This window comes from Fusobacterium ulcerans ATCC 49185, assembly GCF_900683735.1.
Classification (GTDB): domain Bacteria; phylum Fusobacteriota; class Fusobacteriia; order Fusobacteriales; family Fusobacteriaceae; genus Fusobacterium_A; species Fusobacterium_A ulcerans_A.
In genome coordinates this window covers 3,658,538-3,676,489 of the sequence record NZ_LR215979.1, presented here as the reverse complement: position 1 = coordinate 3,676,489, position 17,952 = coordinate 3,658,538, and the positions used below count along the sequence as shown (strand labels likewise).

Annotated in this window: 20 protein-coding genes and 1 pseudogene; 3 read left to right on the top strand and 18 right to left on the bottom strand. The window is 30.4% G+C overall.

The window, feature by feature from the left end:
* Nucleotides 1–174 precede the first annotated feature (174 nt).
* Complete coding sequence (locus tag E0E45_RS16745; protein WP_130892182.1) at nt 175–1,095, top strand: carbon-nitrogen hydrolase family protein; 921 nt, start codon at nt 175–177, stop codon at nt 1,093–1,095.
* Between the two features lie 82 nt (nt 1,096–1,177).
* On the opposite strand, the gene E0E45_RS16740 is transcribed toward E0E45_RS16745, so the two are convergent.
* Nucleotides 1,178–1,804 (bottom strand): fused DSP-PTPase phosphatase/NAD kinase-like protein, encoded by a 627-nt coding sequence (locus E0E45_RS16740; RefSeq protein ID WP_130892181.1) that lies wholly within the window; start codon nt 1,802–1,804, stop codon nt 1,178–1,180.
* 174 nt (nt 1,805–1,978) lie between these two features.
* Entirely contained in the window at nt 1,979–2,197 is a 219-nt protein-coding gene (locus E0E45_RS16735) for a hypothetical protein (protein ID WP_130892180.1), read from the bottom strand.
* A 153-nt stretch (nt 2,198–2,350) separates the two neighbouring features.
* On the opposite strand from E0E45_RS16735, the gene E0E45_RS16730 reads away from it, so the two are divergent.
* On the top strand, nt 2,351–2,593 hold the full coding sequence (locus tag E0E45_RS16730; protein ID WP_130889724.1) for a transposase zinc-binding domain-containing protein: 243 nt from the start codon (nt 2,351–2,353) through the stop codon (nt 2,591–2,593).
* Between the two features lie 15 nt (nt 2,594–2,608).
* Nucleotides 2,609–3,559 (top strand): annotated as a pseudogene (locus tag E0E45_RS16725) (IS91 family transposase); the annotation flags it as partial.
* A 171-nt stretch (nt 3,560–3,730) separates the two neighbouring features.
* Here the strand turns inward: E0E45_RS16725 and E0E45_RS16720 are convergent.
* The 16 genes from E0E45_RS16720 to E0E45_RS16645 form a co-directional block, all read right to left on the bottom strand.
* The gene (locus tag E0E45_RS16720) at nt 3,731–4,657 is read right to left on the bottom strand and encodes an ABC transporter ATP-binding protein (RefSeq protein ID WP_130892179.1); all 927 of its coding nucleotides are present in this window, start codon (nt 4,655–4,657) and stop codon (nt 3,731–3,733) included.
* Nucleotides 4,658–4,659: 2 nt separating this feature from the next.
* Nucleotides 4,660–5,730, bottom strand: coding sequence for an ABC transporter ATP-binding protein (locus tag E0E45_RS16715; protein ID WP_130892178.1), 1,071 nt, complete (start codon nt 5,728–5,730; stop codon nt 4,660–4,662).
* 10 nt (nt 5,731–5,740) lie between these two features.
* Nucleotides 5,741–6,751 (bottom strand): ABC transporter permease, encoded by a 1,011-nt coding sequence (locus tag E0E45_RS16710; RefSeq protein WP_130892177.1) that lies wholly within the window; start codon nt 6,749–6,751, stop codon nt 5,741–5,743.
* Complete coding sequence (locus tag E0E45_RS16705; protein ID WP_130892176.1) at nt 6,744–7,685, bottom strand: ABC transporter permease; 942 nt, start codon at nt 7,683–7,685, stop codon at nt 6,744–6,746. The genes E0E45_RS16710 and E0E45_RS16705 overlap by 8 nt, the downstream gene beginning before the upstream one ends.
* Nucleotides 7,686–7,841: 156 nt before the next feature.
* Nucleotides 7,842–9,482 carry a peptide ABC transporter substrate-binding protein gene (locus E0E45_RS16700; protein ID WP_130892175.1) on the bottom strand — a complete coding sequence of 547 codons (1,641 nt, stop codon included), beginning with the start codon at nt 9,480–9,482 and terminating at the stop codon, nt 7,842–7,844.
* Nucleotides 9,483–9,953: 471 nt separating this feature from the next.
* The gene (locus tag E0E45_RS16695; RefSeq protein WP_130892174.1) at nt 9,954–10,823 is read right to left on the bottom strand and encodes a GNAT family N-acetyltransferase; all 870 of its coding nucleotides are present in this window, start codon (nt 10,821–10,823) and stop codon (nt 9,954–9,956) included.
* 46 nt (nt 10,824–10,869) lie between these two features.
* Entirely contained in the window at nt 10,870–11,352 is a 483-nt protein-coding gene (locus tag E0E45_RS16690) for a flavodoxin (protein ID WP_130892173.1), read from the bottom strand.
* Nucleotides 11,353–11,586: 234 nt separating this feature from the next.
* On the bottom strand, nt 11,587–12,738 hold the full coding sequence (locus E0E45_RS16685) for an HAD family hydrolase (RefSeq protein ID WP_130892172.1): 1,152 nt from the start codon (nt 12,736–12,738) through the stop codon (nt 11,587–11,589).
* Between the two features lie 32 nt (nt 12,739–12,770).
* Complete coding sequence (locus tag E0E45_RS16680) at nt 12,771–13,886, bottom strand: 1-propanol dehydrogenase PduQ (RefSeq protein ID WP_130892171.1); 1,116 nt, start codon at nt 13,884–13,886, stop codon at nt 12,771–12,773.
* Between the two features lie 9 nt (nt 13,887–13,895).
* Nucleotides 13,896–14,342: a cupin domain-containing protein gene (locus tag E0E45_RS16675; RefSeq protein WP_172604241.1), complete on the bottom strand. Its 447-nt coding sequence runs from the start codon at nt 14,340–14,342 to the stop codon at nt 13,896–13,898.
* A gap of 18 nt (nt 14,343–14,360) precedes the next feature.
* On the bottom strand, nt 14,361–15,455 hold the full coding sequence (gene eutH, locus E0E45_RS16670) for an ethanolamine utilization protein EutH (protein WP_130892169.1): 1,095 nt from the start codon (nt 15,453–15,455) through the stop codon (nt 14,361–14,363).
* Complete coding sequence (locus tag E0E45_RS16665) at nt 15,455–15,748, bottom strand: hypothetical protein (protein WP_130892168.1); 294 nt, start codon at nt 15,746–15,748, stop codon at nt 15,455–15,457. Before E0E45_RS16665 ends, eutH begins: the two co-directional genes overlap by 1 nt.
* Nucleotides 15,749–15,751: 3 nt before the next feature.
* Nucleotides 15,752–16,000, bottom strand: coding sequence for a EutN/CcmL family microcompartment protein (locus E0E45_RS16660; RefSeq protein WP_130892167.1), 249 nt, complete (start codon nt 15,998–16,000; stop codon nt 15,752–15,754).
* A gap of 4 nt (nt 16,001–16,004) precedes the next feature.
* Nucleotides 16,005–16,583 carry a hypothetical protein gene (locus tag E0E45_RS16655; RefSeq protein WP_130892166.1) on the bottom strand — a complete coding sequence of 193 codons (579 nt, stop codon included), beginning with the start codon at nt 16,581–16,583 and terminating at the stop codon, nt 16,005–16,007.
* Nucleotides 16,576–17,199: a phosphate propanoyltransferase gene (pduL, locus tag E0E45_RS16650; RefSeq protein ID WP_130892165.1), complete on the bottom strand. Its 624-nt coding sequence runs from the start codon at nt 17,197–17,199 to the stop codon at nt 16,576–16,578. Before pduL ends, E0E45_RS16655 begins: the two co-directional genes overlap by 8 nt.
* Nucleotides 17,186–17,950: an ethanolamine utilization protein gene (locus E0E45_RS16645; protein WP_130892164.1), complete on the bottom strand. Its 765-nt coding sequence runs from the start codon at nt 17,948–17,950 to the stop codon at nt 17,186–17,188. Before E0E45_RS16645 ends, pduL begins: the two co-directional genes overlap by 14 nt.
* Between the last annotated feature and the right edge of the window lie 2 nt (nt 17,951–17,952).

The window sequence follows — 17,952 nt, the reverse complement described above, 5'->3', positions numbered from 1 at the left end:
GAGTCAACTGTTTTTTCAATCCAAAGTCAACTTAATTGATAAAAAAGTCCTTTATCTTTATGAAGTATCCTATATTAAAAATAAAACATATGACAAGTACCTTGTATTTTTGATATAATAATAGTGTTAAATATTTGAGATTAACATAAAATTGCTGGTTAAAGGGGGAAAATTATGAAAGATTTAAATAATAAGTGTAAAATTGCTGTTGTACAAGCTGCTCCAGTAATGTTTGACAAGCACCTTTGTACTGAAAAAACTATCAAATTAATCCAAGAGGCTTCAGAAAAACAAAGTGAATTAATCATATTTCCAGAACTTTTCATTCCAGGATATCCCTATGGAATGACATTTGGTTTTACTGTAGGCAGCCGTAATGCAGATGGTCGTAAAGACTGGAAAATGTATTATGACAATTCTATTTTAGTTCCAGGAGAGGAAACAAAAGCTATAGGAGAAGCAGCAAAAAAAGCTAATGCCTATGTAAGTATTGGAGTTTCTGAACGTGACCCTGTCAGTGCTACACTTTACAATTCAAATCTATTTTTCTCACCAAAAGGAGAGCTGATTGCTGTACATAGAAAATTGAAACCTACTGGTGCTGAACGTGTTGTCTGGGGAGATGCAGATAAAGGATATTTCCCAGTTGTTGAAACTCCTTGGGGAATAATGGGAAGCCTTATCTGTTGGGAAAGCTATATGCCTTTAGCTAGAGTTGCTTTATATGAAAAAGGTGTCACTTTATATATTTCTCCAAATACTAATGACAATGAAGAATGGCAGGCAACTATTCGTCACATAGCTATTGAAGGTCACTGCTATTTTATCAATTGTGATATGTATTTTACAAAGAATATGTATCCTAATGATTTACACTGCCCAGATGAAATTGAAAAACTTTCTGATATTGTATGTCGTGGAGGAAGCTGTATAGTTGATCCATATGGACATTATGAGACTGAGCCTGTCTGGGATAAAGAGAAAATTATCTATGCAGAACTGGATATGGAAAAAGTTCCTATGAGTCGTATGGAATTTGATGCTTGTGGACATTACTCAAGACCTGATGTTCTTGAACTAAAAATTAAAGAATAATTTATAAATATTAAAAGAGGAAAATCACAGACAGAATAATCTATCTTTGAACCTTCCTCTTTTTAATTTTCTTCAATATTTTTTAATTTACTATTTGACTGTCTTTTCTAAGTTGTTCTATATCTACTGTTTTTATAAAAGTAACTATATCCTTCCACATTGAGTGGTATCCATATCCTCCATTCAACATTTCATTTAGAGCTTTTTCTCTTTCCCAGTTCTGATAGACCATTCTGTACAAGGCAACCATCATTCCAGTACGATCTGCTCCATGATAACAATGTATTAATATTGGTTTTCTATTTGTGTCTGGATTGTTTGGATTTAAAAGATACATCACTTTTACTGCATCTTCATATTTAGGATTCCATGCTCTCATACTTACATGTATAAGATTTAATTCTGTATTTTTAGCCAACTCTGTATCTTTTTGTTTAGAACGCAAAGAAATTACTGTTCCAATTCCAAAAGATTCTATATTTTTCATCCCAGTTTCTGTAGGCTGTGCAGAACGAAATAAAGTTTCAGAAACTTTATAAAAATTGTCTACTCCCTGTATTTTTATTGGGACAGCTGTTTCTTTTGAATCTGTTGTTTTATTTATTGTTTGAGCTGAGCAATTTGTTAAAATAAAAAAACTAAAAAATACTACAATAATTGGCAATATTTTTTTTATTTTTAGTGTTCTTTTTAAAATTTTAGTATCCATATAGCAGTCCTTCTTCCTTCTTAGCAGTATTGTTTTTTATTTTAACTCAATTATAGCACATACTATTATTTTCTAACATATTTTATATTAGGAAGAAAAATTACTTGCCCTTCTCCTGCTCTTTCTAATAAATATTTTATTTTTTAAAAAAGTTATATTTTTCAAATTAATATTTTAAGCATTTACATTAACTGCTGCAACCTTTTCACATTTTTTCTGTACCACTTTCCAATCTTTATTGTAACGATGTTCATCAACAAATAATACAAGTATAATATTAACTGCAGCAACTCCTGCAAATACTCCCTCTCTTGAAGTTTTTCCTGTTTCCTCTTCTGCTTTTATTCCTTTCCATCTATTGACTTTAAGGTTTTCTATTGTTGAAGCTATCAATGGATTTATTCCTAAAAGTATCGAAGATCTTGAATACCCAGATGATTAATTTTAAGTAATAAAAAAAGCTGAGTAACATTAAAAAAAATGTTTTACTCAGCTCTCTTTTTTGTATAATATAGTTACCACCCTAATTATACAAAGGAGACATACATGCAAATCAAACATATTATCTCTAAAATCAATATAACAAATCTTTTAGGTAAAATCAAGAAATATTTTAAAAATGAGCATTTTGAGGATGTTAAACAGACTATTCAAAAATTCTTAGCTTGTTCTATTGATAAATCTTTTCTCTCTCTTCAATGCCCTAATTGTCATGATGCACATAAAATTAAAGTTACTTGTAAATCTAGATTTTGTCCTTCCTGCGGTAAACGTTATTCTGCTCTTTGAACTGAAAAAACTTCCGCTTCTCTTATTGATGTTAAACATAGAAGTGTCCTTTTTACTATTCCTGAAGAACTTAGAATGTTTTTCTTCTATGATAGAGATCTTTTAACTAAGCTTGCTTATGCTGTTAATGATGTTTTTAAATATCAATTTCATAACATTAAAGCAAAAAATCAAAGAATTCATAAAATTTCAAAATATTCTTCTAAATACTTTACTAACTCAGATATCATTCATTATGGATTGATTACTGTTATTCACACCTTTGGACGCGATCTTAAATGGAACCCTCATATTCATGCTATTGTTACTTTAGGTGGTTTCAATAAAAACTACCAATTTCTTGAAAAAAAATATTTTCATGTCAATTCCATTGCTGGACAATGGAAAAAAATGGTTATTGATATTGTTAAATCTGGAAATTATGACAAGCCTGAAATTAAAGCTAAAGCTTATGCTGCTGCTAACTACCTTTATCGCAAAAATACAAGATTCTTTTTCAATGTTGCAAAAAATGATTTAAATAATAATATTTATGCAATTAAATATATTGGCAGATATCTAGCAAGAGCTCCTATCGCAGAATATAAAATTATTGATTTTTATGATAATAAGGTTACTTTCTATTATGAAAGTCTTGCTGATGATAAACAAAGAATTGAGCTTACTTTAGATGCAGAAACATTTCTTTCCAAATTAATTATTCACATTCCCCCTAAACATTTCAAAATGATTAGGCGCTTTGGAATCTATTCTAGAAATATTAAATCAGAACTTAAAAACATCATGAAATTCATGAGAAAATATGTCTCTAAATATTCCAATTTTACTTTTTATCAACTTGAAATATGGAAAGCTTTTGGAGTAAATCCTTTTTATTGTTTTAAATGTAATACCAGAATGAAAGTTAAAAAAATATCATATTTTAATATACATACAGGCTCCATTTGCTGGAAAGAATATCGCTAAATAGCTGATTAACAATCAGCTTTTTTGTGCTGTCAATTTTAATCTTATTCAATTAATATATCTAATATGAATACAAAATAATTAACATTTTTTATTTTTTCAAAAAATTTATCAAATTATAATTTCCTAAGAAATAAAAAAAGACCCTGATTTTTTTCAAGGTCTTTTATTTTATTTCTTAATCCATTCATTCAGCTCTTCATCTGTTGCTAGTACATAGTGCTGTCCATCTATGTGATTCTGCTTTCCCTTTGTATAATCTATTCCGCTGTTCTTGTAGTCATAAGTCATTGCAATTCTTGCCTTTTCCACTCTAGGATCGGGAAGTGGTATTGCTGACAAAAGGCTCTTTGTATATGGATGAATAGGATTACTGAATATTTCTTCTGTTGTTCCTGTTTCTACCAAATGTCCCAAATGAAGTACTCCTATTCTGTCAGAGATATATTTTACCATAGATAAATCATGTGCAATAAATAGATATGCTGCTCCTGTTTTCTTTTGAAGTTCCTTCATTAGATTTACTACCTGTGCCTGTATCGATACATCTAAAGCAGAAATAGCTTCATCTGCAATTATCAGTTCAGGATTCATTATCAATGCTCTGGCTATTCCTATACGCTGTCTTTGTCCTCCAGAAAATTGATGAGGATATCTCATTGCATGTTCATGTGACAACCCTACTAGTTCAAGAATATGATAAACTTTCTCTTCTCTTTCTTTTTCATCTTTGTAAAGTTTATGGATATCCAGTCCCTGAGCAATAATATCTATTACTTTCATTCTTGGATTCAGACAGGCCATAGGGTCTTGAAATATCATCTGCATCTTTGTACGAAGATGTTGTAGCTGACTTGCAGATAATTTCCCAGATATTTTTACCCCTTTGAAATTAACTTCTCCATCTGTAGGTTCATATAAACGAATTATTGAACGACCTGTTGTAGATTTTCCTGATCCTGATTCTCCAACCAATCCATATGTTTCTCCTGGATAAATATTAAATGATATATCATCTACAGCTTTTACTGTAAATTTTTTATTTATTTTAAAATACTGTTTCAAGTTTTTTACTTCAAGCAAAGGAGTTCTTTCCATAATTATTTACCCTCCTTTATCATTTTTTCTATACGACATTTTAAAGAAGCAGGCATTTCCACCTTAGGTGCATTTTCATGGAGAAGCCATGATGACACGCGATGTTTTCCTCCCACATTGAACATTGGAGGTTCTTCTCTGAAATCTATATTTAAAGCATATTCATTACGAACTGCAAAGGCATCTCCTGGTACTTTATTCAGTAGATTTGGTGGAGTTCCTGGGATAGTATACAATACCTCATCATTTGCCTCAATGTCAGGCATAGATGACAAAAGACCCCATGTGTATGGATGGCGAGGATCATAAAATATCTCATCTACACTTCCTTTTTCCACTATCTTTCCAGCATACATAACAGCTACATAATCAGCAACTTTTGCCACTACTCCAAGGTCGTGTGTTATATAGATTACAGAGATATTTTTCTTAACCTGTATATCTTTTATCAATTCAAGTATTTTTGCCTGAATAGTAACATCTAATGCTGTAGTTGGCTCATCACATATTAATATTTCTGGATCACAAGCCAGAGCTATTGCTATGACAACACGCTGACGCATACCTCCAGACAGCTGGTGAGGATAGTTTTTCATACGTTTTTCAGGTTCAGTAATACCTACTTCTTCTAATAACTCTACTGCCTTTTGATAAGCTTCTTTTTTAGAAACTTTGTAGTGATAGCACATTCCCTCCATAATCTGCTTCCCTATAGTCATAGTAGGATTCAGAGATGTCATAGGGTCTTGGAATACCATTGCAATACGTTTTCCACAAATATGTTTCTGCATTTCTTTAGGAGTTAGTTTTATTATATCCCTTCTTATCTTTTCTCCCTTTTCATTTGTATATTTAAATATAATAGTTCCATTATTAATAAATCCATTACCACTCAAAATTCCCATTATAGCTTTTACTGTTACAGATTTTCCTGATCCTGATTCTCCAACTATAGCAATAGTTTCTCCTTTGAATAAATCTAAACGAACACCACGTATAGCATTCACAACTCCATTAGCTGTATGAAAACAAATATCTAAATCACGAATTGATAATATTCTTTCTTTCTCCATATTTTCTCTCCTACATCTCTTTCATTTTAGGGTCAAAGGCATCCTTTAATCCATCAGCAAGCAAGTTAAAGCTCAACATAAGAATAGCTAATATCGTAGCTGGAATAATAGTCATATATGGAGATATCATAAATGACTTGAATCCATCTGATATCATTACTCCTAATGATACATTTGGTGCTGGAATTCCCAAACCTACAAAGGAAAGTGTTGTTTCCATAAATATTGCATTAGGTATTGAAAACATTGACATGATAATAAGCTGCCCAAATATATTTGGCAGAATATCCTTAAATATTATATGCATATCTGATGCTCCTAATGTCTTTGAAGCAAGAACAAACTCCTGTTCTTTTAGTTTAAGCATCTGAGCACGAGCAATACGACTCATCCCTATCCATCCTGTCAGTACCAGAACAAATAAGATGGGAATAATTCCTGGTTTTAAAATTACCAACATAAGTGTAGCAATTACCAAAGTAGGAATAGAATTTATTACCTCAACAATACGCTGCATAACCATATCTACTCTTCCACCAAAATATCCTGAGATAAGTCCATATGTCATACCAACTGCCATATCTATAATGATAGCTGCTCCAGCTACCAGCAATGAAATACGAGTTCCGCTCCATGTTCTCAGCCAGATATCTCTTCCCATCGTATCAGTTCCAAAAAGATAGAATATATCTTTTATCTTTTTCACTGCATACATATCCTTTCCTTTCATATATCCATCTGCTATTCCTAAGTTTTGTAGAAAAGGAATTTTGGGAGGCAGACTTTGATGAGCAAGATTATTTCCATTGATTTGAAAATGAGAAAATATAGGAGCTATTATTGACATTAAAATTATTATACATATGCAGATAAGTCCAATTACTGCACCTTTATTAGCTTTTAAACGTATAAAAAAATCTCTCCAGAAAGAATGGTTCTCATAGACTTTATCTATGTATAGGTCTTTATGATGAGCAAGTTTGAAATCATCTTTCTGAAAAACTATTCTTTGATCACTCATTTGTTCCTCCTTTTACCAGTCTGATACGTGGATCAATTATTCCATACAGAAGGTCTACTATCAACATTACAATAATATACATCAAGCTGTAAATAAATGCACAAGCCATAATTACATTGTAGTCATTTACCTGTATTCCCATTGTTAACAACTGTCCAATTCCTGGTATTGAGAACATTTTTTCTATTACCAGCGACCCCGTCATCAATCCTACTATCAATGGTGCCAAAATTGTTACTACTTGTATCAAAGTATTTCTTAAAGCATGACGGAATATCAATGTTCCTCTGCTCAAACCTTTAGACTGTGCCAGCTGCATATATTCACTTCCCAATACTTCTGACATCTCACTTCTCGTAAAACGAGCTATATTTGCCACAGTAAAAACCGAAAGCGCCACTGTGGGCATTATACTTGAAATAAATGGCTGATGAACATTATACAGTACTGGAAGTATATTTAATTTTTTAGCAAATAACAAAATAAAGAATAGTGCGAAAACAAATGATGGTATAGATACCCCTATAACTGCCAGTAATGAAGATAGTGTATCTATCCATGTATTTTTTTTCAATGCAGCTGTTATTCCCAGAAGCAATCCTAAAACTATTCCTACTACAACAGCCTGGAGTCCTATACGGATAGATGTCCATAGACGAGCATCAAGCATTTGTGATACAGGCATATTTTGCTGAATAGAATAACTCACACCAAAATCTCCCTGCAACATAAGTTTTAGATAATTAAAAAATTGAACAAGAAATGGTTTATCCAATCCATATTTTGCTTTTACTATTGCCATTTGAGCCTCTGTCAATTTTTCATCATTAAATGGTGTTCCAGGCATCAGCTGGAGCATTAGATACAATATAAAAACTATGACAATAAGAGTTATAGCAGCAATAGCTAAACGTTTTATTATATATTTAATCATTTTTCCTTTACTCCTTTAAAAGTTACTCTGCCAACACAATCTTTAAGCAGTATACTGTCACTAACAATTTAACTTTCTATTTATTGAATTTTATATAATAAAAATACAGCACAATACCAAAACAGCATTGTGCTGTATAAATAATATATTTTTAAATTATTTTCTTATAATATTTTTATAAATTGTAGGTATACCTACTGAGTGGAATTCAAATCCTGTTAAGTCCGGATTTATCATAACTGCTGAACCTGTTTGATATACAGGGAGAATAGCTGCATCATCTAAACAAACTTTTTCAGCTTCTTTTAATGCTTCCCATCTTTCTACAGGTTTACCAGTTAAATCACCTTTACTTGCATCAAAGATAAGTTTGTCATATTTTGCATTTGACCAATCTCCATAGTTAGATGCTCCTCCAGTAATCCATAAATCAAGATAAGTCATAGGATCAGCATAGTCTGGACCCCAACGAGTAAGCCCTAATTCATATGTTTTCTTTCTCATTAACTGCAGACGAGCTTTCTTAGGCTGTTGTTTCAAAGTAATTGTCATTCCCACCAGATTTGTTTCTATTTCTGATTTCAAATATTCAGCTACTTTTTTACTAGATTCAGTATCTTCAAATAACAGTTCATATGTAAATTTATCTTTTCCAAGTTCTTTTTTAGCTTTTTCAAAATATTCTTTTGCTTTTTCTTTATTTACATTTAAATATGTTGGAGCAGTTTCACGAAAATCTTTTCCATCAGGTCCTACTGCTAGTTTTACAGGAACTGCAAAGTTAGCAGCTATTGAACCATCTTTTAAAAGAAATTTAGCTATTTGCTCTTTATCAAATGAAGTAGCTATTGCCATACGAAGATTAAGATTTTCAAGTCCTGCTACTTTTTGATTAGGAGATATGTACCATAAATAACTACCTAAAGTATTTAAAAATCCAGGGGCATCTTTATATTGCTCCACCATTTCACCAGTCAGTTTTACATAATCTACAGTTCCCTGCTCAAAGGCAACCATTGCAGACTGAGCATCTTTTACTACTTGGAAATTCAGTCCATCTATTTTTACTTTATCAGCATCATAATACTGATCATTTTTTATCATTGTATAGTTTGCACCTTGATTCCATTCTGTCATTTTGAAAGGTCCATTAGACAAGATTGCTTCTGGAGTAAGTGCATACTGTTCTTTGTATTTATTATAAAAATCTTCACGAATTGGGTAATATACTGGAAATGCAACTAGCTGATCAAAGAATGGAACTGGATATTCAAGTTCTATCTTCAATGTTTTATCATCTACTGCTGTTATTCCCAATTCAGAAGCTGGTTTTTCTCCTGATGTTACTGCACCAGCATTTTTTACACCTGCTACCTCTATCATATATCCATATTGTGATGCTGTCTTAGGATCAGCAAGACGTCTCCATGCAAATACAAAATCATTTGCTGTTACTGGCTGTCCATCACTCCATTTTGCATCACGAATAGTAAAAATACGTACTTTTCCATCTTCACTTACCTCTTCCTTCACTGCCATACCTGGAATAGTATTTCCAGCAGCATCAAGCTGATAAAGCCCTTCACTCACTGCTGCAATAGCCTCAAAGGCAGTCCCGTCAGTTGCTACTCCTGTATCCATTGAAGAAAGTTCCACATCATTTGCAATTGTTACAATATTATTCTTTACTGGCTCTGTTTTAGTTTCTGCTGGTGCTGGTGCTTCTTTACTTCCACCACATCCAGAAAGTATCCCAAATACAAACAATGCCAAAAGAATCACTTTAAACTTTCTCATATGCTCTCCCCCTTTAATATTATAGTTGACATATTTTTGTTTGATGTAAGTATACAACTTCAAGTAACTCCTGTCAAGATATTTTTGATATATTTTTTTCATTTTTCAGTTTTTTGAAATTTTATTTCTATTATTTACTTATATTTTATTTTTAATTTTTATTTTCCTTGAATTAAACAATATACAAAGAGAATGAATTACAATTTTTACACATATTTTTTCCTTGTTCAATTTTCATAATATTAAAAATTATTTTTTACTAAAAATGGAACAATTAATAATTATAAGTATTTATTATAGTTAAATTTATAGAATTTGTGGACTTTTCTTAAAAAATATTAATTCTTAATTTTTACTATTACAATTAAAAATAGCTTATATCACTAAAAAACATAGAAAAAAGAAAAAGTTGAAGCTAGTTTAATTCCAGTTTCAACTTTTAAAAATTTTTTTAATATTTATTATTTTATACTAAGCATGTGATAACAAAGGAAACATAATCTTATTATTCTTAAATATATTTTCCTTCCCTTTTAAAACAAACAATGTATCTTCATTTATTATTTGAGAACTAAAATATTTTTCTCTATTCTTTGGAGTAAATCCTAAAGTAACTTCTTTTATATTTTTTAAAGGGATGCTAAAAATTACTTCTTCCATAGAGCAGATATTATTACCAAAAATATCAAAACAAATTAGTGTATTTTCTTCCTTTTCTGCAATACATACTATATCATATTTTTTAGAATAATATATAGAATCTTTCATAAAAGAACTGCAATAAAACATAAGTAACCCATAATTATTTTTCATAGGTAATATAGAAAAAGGATTTGATTTTCTATAGCACTTTTTTAGTATTTCATTATCTTTTTCTACACTTATATTAAGTTTTCTAAAATCTCCTTTCATTTCATAAAAAGGCATCTTACACTGATATTCAACTGCTTTTACAAACCCAAATTTTGGATAGAAATCAAGAACAGTAGAATTTGCAAATAAATAAACAGCATCACACTTATCTTCCCATTCTGAAAGAATTACTTTAATCAGCTGAGAAGAAAATCCTCTATTTCTATATTCTGGATCAGTCATTATTGTTCCTAGCTGTATATAGCGTTTTGACATGTTTTCCCATTCTGTGTCTATAATATTTACTGAAACATTTGCAACTACTTTTTTTCCATCTTTCACTATTGTATATGGAATATATTTTTCTGTCCAAAATCCATTTTCATACCAATTTTGAAAAGATAACCCAAAAGTTTTTTCTGCCAGTTTTATAAAACTTTGACGAAGGATATCATTAGCTCTTATTTGTTTAACTAATTTATATTCCATAATATCACTTCCTTTACAGCTTTGAAAATTTTATATTTTACCTTTATTATTTTATTTCTTCTGCTAATTTTTTCAATATCTCTTTTGTGGCATCTGATTCTGTATCCTGTTTCTTTATTGGAGTTCCCTCTAAAACATTCGCAGTTGAACATGCTTTTTCTAAATCTTTTATTGTTTTAGTAAGTCCTCCTCCTCCATGCATACAAATAGGAAGAATTGTTTTTCCTGTAAAATCATATTTCTCCAAGAAAGAAAATACAGGCATTGGTAATGTTCCCCACCAGTTAGGAAATACTAATACTATTTTATTGTAGTCAGAAATATTTTCTAGTTCTGCTTTCAACTGAGGTCTTTCTTTTTTTAATTTTTCCACTCCAGCTTGGGCTACACAAGTAATATATTTATCTGGATATTTTTTTACTGCTTCAATTTGAAATATAACAGCATTTAATTCTTCTTTCATTATTTCTGCCACTATTTTTGAACTTCCACTCCAAGTAAAATAGACAACTAATACTTTATTTTCCATAATTATTCCTCCATTTGAAATATAAAAAGCTTATTATTTATCCAAAAATATATATTCTATTTAAGGTATAGTATAATATATAAAAAATATTGTCAAATTATATAAAATAAAACAGAACTCAAAATAATTATAAGAGTTTTTTCTCTTTATTTTAAGTTCTGTTTATTTCTCATTATACATTTTTATTATTTTTATACTATAATCATATACTAAATTACTATTTTATTGTCATTTTTATATTTCAGGAGAAAATAATCCAGTTTGAGAATTTCTTTGCTGTGTTACAGCTCTTGAATCTTTTGTTAAATCATCAAGTTTCCCTTCTCTTTTCATTATCAGAAGAGTTTGAATATCTTTAAATTCTGTCATCATATTATAATCTCCTGAACTATCCCCAGCTACTAATATAGGTTCTTTCCCTTCATGTTTAGGTTTTATAAATTTATTTATTGCCTCTACTTTTCCCTTAGTCTGAGTTTGTGGATAATCTTTCCTATATTCTGTAGTAAACTTTCCATCTTTTATTTCTAATCTCATTCCAAAAATATTTTCTTCTGGCAGATTATATCCATATGATCTATCAGTAGCAAAGACTTCTACTACCTCTTCTAATGATGCTGATACTACATATACTTCTATTCCATTATCTCTCAAAGTATGAAATAAATTTGCTGTTTCAGGTTGTGTTCTTAATCCACTTTTATACATATTACTTACTTTTCCAGCTTTTCCTTTAAGAATATCACTTGATTCTAAAACATATTTGTCCAACCTATTTCCTATACCAAAATCATTTGCCTCTTTTGCTAATTCTTTCACCTCTGCTGGAGTCATTCCAGTAAATAGATAAAGAACCCATGGATAAGCTATATCATGAGAAAAAGTTCCCCCAATAGCTTCATAAAGAAATGCTAATTTCCCTCTAAAATCTTTAAATTCCTCTGTTTTTTGTATATCTTCAAGAGTCATTTTCCTATTTTTTATATAATTTTCATAAAGAAAACCATAATCTTTATCTAAGTCTTCTCCTATTTTTTCTATATTTATATTTTGTCCATCAACATTCTTAAATTCATCTGCAAAATTATCCATAGGAATATCTTTTCTTATAGCTTTTTTGAATTCTGCTGGAGTCATTTTAAATTTTAAATTATCTATTTGATATCTAAATAGATTTTCTTGGGTATCTTGATATATAGATGTATAATCCCAGTCAAAAACTACATAATTTCCTTTGTTTTTATTATTTTCTATCAGTATTTCTAGTTTTTCTCTATTTACAGGATTCCATCTCCCTGGTTCCAGAAGTCCTCCTGCAAAAATTGTAGTGATTAAAAATTGGAATATTATTGCTACTTTGATTATTTTCTTTATAATCTTGTTCATAAACTCCTCCTATTTCGAAAGTTTTATGGATACTATTCTCCATAATAGATTTTCAGCAATAATTTTATATAATCTTTATCAGTTAAGCTATTTGGATTATATGTAGTACAGATATCTTTTTTTATATCTACTAATATTTCTGGAATCATTTTTTTATATTCTTCAAAATCTATTCCAAATTCTTCAAGAGATTTTTCTATTCCCATTTTCTCTTTTAAAATATTAATAAATATTCTCAAAGATTTTTTACCTTCTTCTTTATTAGAAGCAGGGAATCCTAAAATTTTGGCAATTGAGGCATATCTTCCATCAGCATTACTATTTACTTCTATTATATAAGGAAGAAGAATGGCATTGGCTCTTCCATGAGGTATATGGAATTTAGCTCCTATACTGTGAGCAATACTATGATTTATTCCTAATGATGAATTATTAAATGCTATTCCTGCCATACATGAGGCATACTGTACATTTTCTCTAGGTTCTATACTTTCTCTATCATTATAGTGTTCCAATAGATTTTCAAATATAATTTTTATAGATTCCAATGCCATAGAATCTGTAAATGAATTAGAATTTTTTGATACATAAGCCTCCAATGCATGAGTCAATACATCCATCCCAGTGTCAGCTACTACTTTTTTAGGTAAAGTTTTCATAAATTCTGGATTTAATATAGCTATATCAGGAAGCATTTTATCATCTGCCAATGCTATCTTACTGTTATTATCAGTTATAACACTATAAGAAGTTACTTCTGAACCTGTTCCACTTGTAGTGGGTATAGCAATAAATATTCTCTCTTTCTTCTTTCCTAAAAGTTCAAATATCTTGTCACCAAAATATAGTATTGCTTTACAAGCATCTATTGGAGAACCTCCACCTAAAGCTATTACACATTCTGGTTCAAAAGTTATCAATTCTGCTATTCCTTTTTGAACTATATCAACTGTTGGATTTGGAAGCACCTTGCTAAATATTTTTATTTTACAGTTAGAATTTAAATTATCTATAATTTTATCAGTAAGTTTTAACTGCACCATCATCTCATCTGTTACTATAAAATATTTTTTATAAGGAAGATCTTTCAAGAAAGAAAGGGAATCCTCTCCAAATTTAATTTCTGGTTTTATTCCAAAAGTTTTCATGCTTCCCTCCTATTTTTGTTCCTGCCAGTTTGCTGGATAAACTACATATAGAAATTTTGCATATTCAGGAGCACTAAACTGGATTTTTGAATTTTTAGGTATTAGTATAACATCTCCCTTTTCTCCTGATATTGTCCTTCCATCTATTATTATATCTAATTTTCCATCTATTATATAATCTATCTCATCATAAGTAAGAGTCCAGTCAAATGTAGTTTTTACCATTTCCATCAGTCCAGCACCTATTCTTGGTCCTTCTTCTAAAGTAAACAGATCAGTAGTGTACACTTCATCCTTTGGATTTCCTGTATCCATTCTGTCTCTTTTTGTCATCTTATTTAATTTAACTACACCAATACCACTCTTATCCATAAATTTATATTCTTGAGTGTTTTTATTTCCCATTTCAGCTTCTATGACTTTTTTTATCAGTTCTTCCAACAAAGCTTGATTTATTTCCATATCTTCACCTGCTTATTTTATTTTTTTCTCTTCAGACACTTTTCCAAACATTATCATAGCCAATATCACAGCAGATATACCTCCTACAAGTTTTCCAACTACCATTGGGAATATCATTGTTTTATCCACACCAGCTATAAATCCTAAATGATCTCCAAATACAAATGCTCCACTTACTGCAAATGCCACATTTAAAATCTTTCCTCTATTATCCATTTCTTTCAATAATCCAAACATAGGAATATTATTAGCAAGAGTAGCTATCATTCCCGCTGCTGCTTTATCATTCATTCCAAGCAGTCCTCCAAGTTTTAAAAGAGGCTTACTAAATACTTTTGTAATGAAATAAACTAATGGGAAAGCTCCAGCTAAAGTTATAGCAATAGCTCCTATTGTAGCAATTCCCTCAGATATAGGTGCCATTCCTGGAATAACAACTATTCCTGTCAATGTTTCAATTATTATTGCTGCCAATCCAATAGTTATTACAATAACAACTCCCTGTCCAAATATTGTGAATCCTTTTGTCATTTTCTCAGGTATCTTCCATAAACCTAAAGAAATAAGAACAGCAACAATAATAATAGGTACTAGATTAGCAAGCACCATAGAAAGACTATATCCTGCAGCAAGTCCTCCAGCTAAACATCCAAGAGGTATTGTTATTATTCCTGCCAGAACTCCCTTAGCTAAAAATTCTCTATCTTTTTCTTCTATAATTCCCAAAGCTACAGGAATAGTAAATACTATTGTTGCTCCCATCATTGACCCAAGAATAAGTCCTGCAAATTTTCCAGCTGCTTCTGTTTCTGCCAGCTGCATAGCCAGAGGATATCCTCCCATATCACAAGCAAGAAGAGTAGTTGCAAACATTGCTGGATCAGCTCCAAGCATTTTATATACTGGTGAAACTACTGGTCTTAAAATATTTGCCAGTACTGGAGCAAGTGAAACTACCCCTACCATTGCAAGAGCCAATGATCCCATAGCCATAAATCCTTCTTCAAACTGCTGTCCATATCCAAATTTATTTCCCAAACATCTGTCTACTGCACCAATTACCATAAACAAAACCATTATATAGATAATTATTTCATTAATCCCCATTATTTAACCACTCCTTCAATTTTTTTTAAAATCAGCTCTACTAGTTTTTTATCATATATATTAAAATCTTTTTCTAAAATTCTTGTTATCATATCTTTCATATTTTCTGCTGATTGTTTTTCACAACACTTTTTTTCTTCACATAATTCTGCTTCTCCATAGATTACTGTAATCATTTTTTCTTTAAAATAGTCCTTTACACTTGGAGATAAGATCATATCCTTATCAACATACAGTTTATTTCCATTTAAATATTGTGTTACATTATTAGGAGTTATCAACTTTTTTGCCATCCCCTATTCACCTTCTCCCTCATCTATTATTCCAATTATTGCAGCATCAATAGGAGCTTCCTCCAGACTCATAACTTTTCTAGCTGAACTTCCCTTAGTTATTAGCACTTTATCCCCTATTCCAGCTCCTACTCCATCACAAGCTACTATGGATGCTCCTGTTTGAAGCTCTACTATCATAAATTTTAATCCATTCAGATTATCTGCTTTTCTTGTAGCCCACACATTTCCAATAACTTTTCCTATTATCATATTTTCACCTTTTTGTTATTTTGATATTGTTTGCAGCTGCATATTCTTTTGCCAATTCTGTCACTGTGGTAGATGTAGATATTTCAATATATCCTTCATTTCTGCTAAAATTGTTTTTCAAAGTTCTCAGATCAAGTACCCTTCCATTATAGCTGTCTTTTTTTCCTTCAAGATATTCTTTTATTTCTATTCGTTTCAGGATTTTGACTCCATACATTTCCAATATTTTTTCATATTCTCTATATTTTTCCTGAAGTTTAGGAGGAATAAGTGGGAAACTTCTCCATTCTATTCCTTCTTCTGCCAGTATCAATTCTTTTCCTTCTAATATATAATACAGAAGTTTTTTACCTTCATCTGTTGAATATGTCCCATGAGTTATTTCTGCCAGATTTTTTATAGCCAGTTCAGATACCACTATTTTATCTGCTGTTTCTTCTATTTTAAATATATTTTCAAGATGATCCTTTAATACCATATCTTTTCCTAAAAAGCCAATAGTTTTTTTAGAATTCGCTTCTGTTTTTAAATAATATTTCTCTATCTCTCTTTTTATTATCTCTATTAATTCGTATTCATTCATAAATAACTCCATATGAATCTTTTTCTAAAAGGCAGGCATTAGCTTCATCATAATCTATATGCATACTGAATTTTGACTTGCTTGTAACTCTTATTATAACATCTTCAAATATTAAAGGTCTTTTAGAGAATACTTTTACCTTTACCAACTGTTTATCTTTTACATTCATTCTTTCAGCATCTTCTGATGTCATATGAATATGATTTTTAGCTACTATTACTCCTTCACTTAAATTTAATATTTTATCTTGATTAGTTACTAATATTCCTGGAGTTTCATTAGTATCTCCAGATAATCTTACTATCCCTTTTATCCCCAAAATTTTTGCATCTGTCATAGATATCTCTACCTGAGTTTTTTCTCTTACAGGACCTAAAATAACTACACCTTCTATCATTCCTTTAGGTCCTATTAATCTCACTCTTTCTTTACAGGCAAACTGTCCTGGCTGAGAAAGTTCCTTTACTGCTGTAAATTTATAGTCTTTTCCAAAAAGGAATTCTGCATCTTTTTCTGATAAATGAATGTGTCTTCCAGAAGCTTCTATGGGGATTCTTTTTTTCTCATAATTTTCCAGCTGCTTTTTTACAAGTTCTACTATTTTATCTATCTCCATATTCACCCTTTTCTCCTTTTAACATCATTACATATATTATGCTGCTAAGTCTATTCAATGCTTTCAGTATCTCCTTTTTTTCAGCTATTCCCTTTTCAGTTAAAAAAGTAGTAACCCCTGTTATTTCACACTCTCTGCAATTACTTCTCATTTCATTTAGCTTTAAAACTAACATACTGTTTTTCACTGAAATATCAAACATATGCCCAATTTCAAAGAATTTTTTAGGATTATGAGATATCTCTTTTATTTTATCTAAAGTTTCTCCCAACACTTTTATTTCTTCTAATTCTGTATCTAAAACTTCTGCCAATACTATTTTTTTTATAAAATCAGTTACACTTTCCATATCTTTATTAAGTTTTTCATTTCCATAATTTTCAAGTTCTTTTTGCAGTATCAACCATTTAGATTTCAAACTATCAAGTTTTCCTCTGAATATTATTCTCTTATCATTTTTATTTACAAGTATATTCCCAGATATCTGTGTCATATGTTCTGGCTTTTCAAAATAACTTTCTCCAGAAAGTCCAATATATTTAGGAGTTATTGTTTTTTCTATAATTCTTTCTACTACTTTTTCATGCACTGCAGTTTTTTCTTCAACAGCTCCTTCTTTTACAACTTCTATTCCTTTATCTGTAAGAAATTGTCTTGCTGATGGAGTTATTATAGTTCCATTTTCCACTATGAACTTTTTAAATTCTTCTTTTTTATATAGACTTTTTAGTTTATCTTCTGTCAAAACCATAA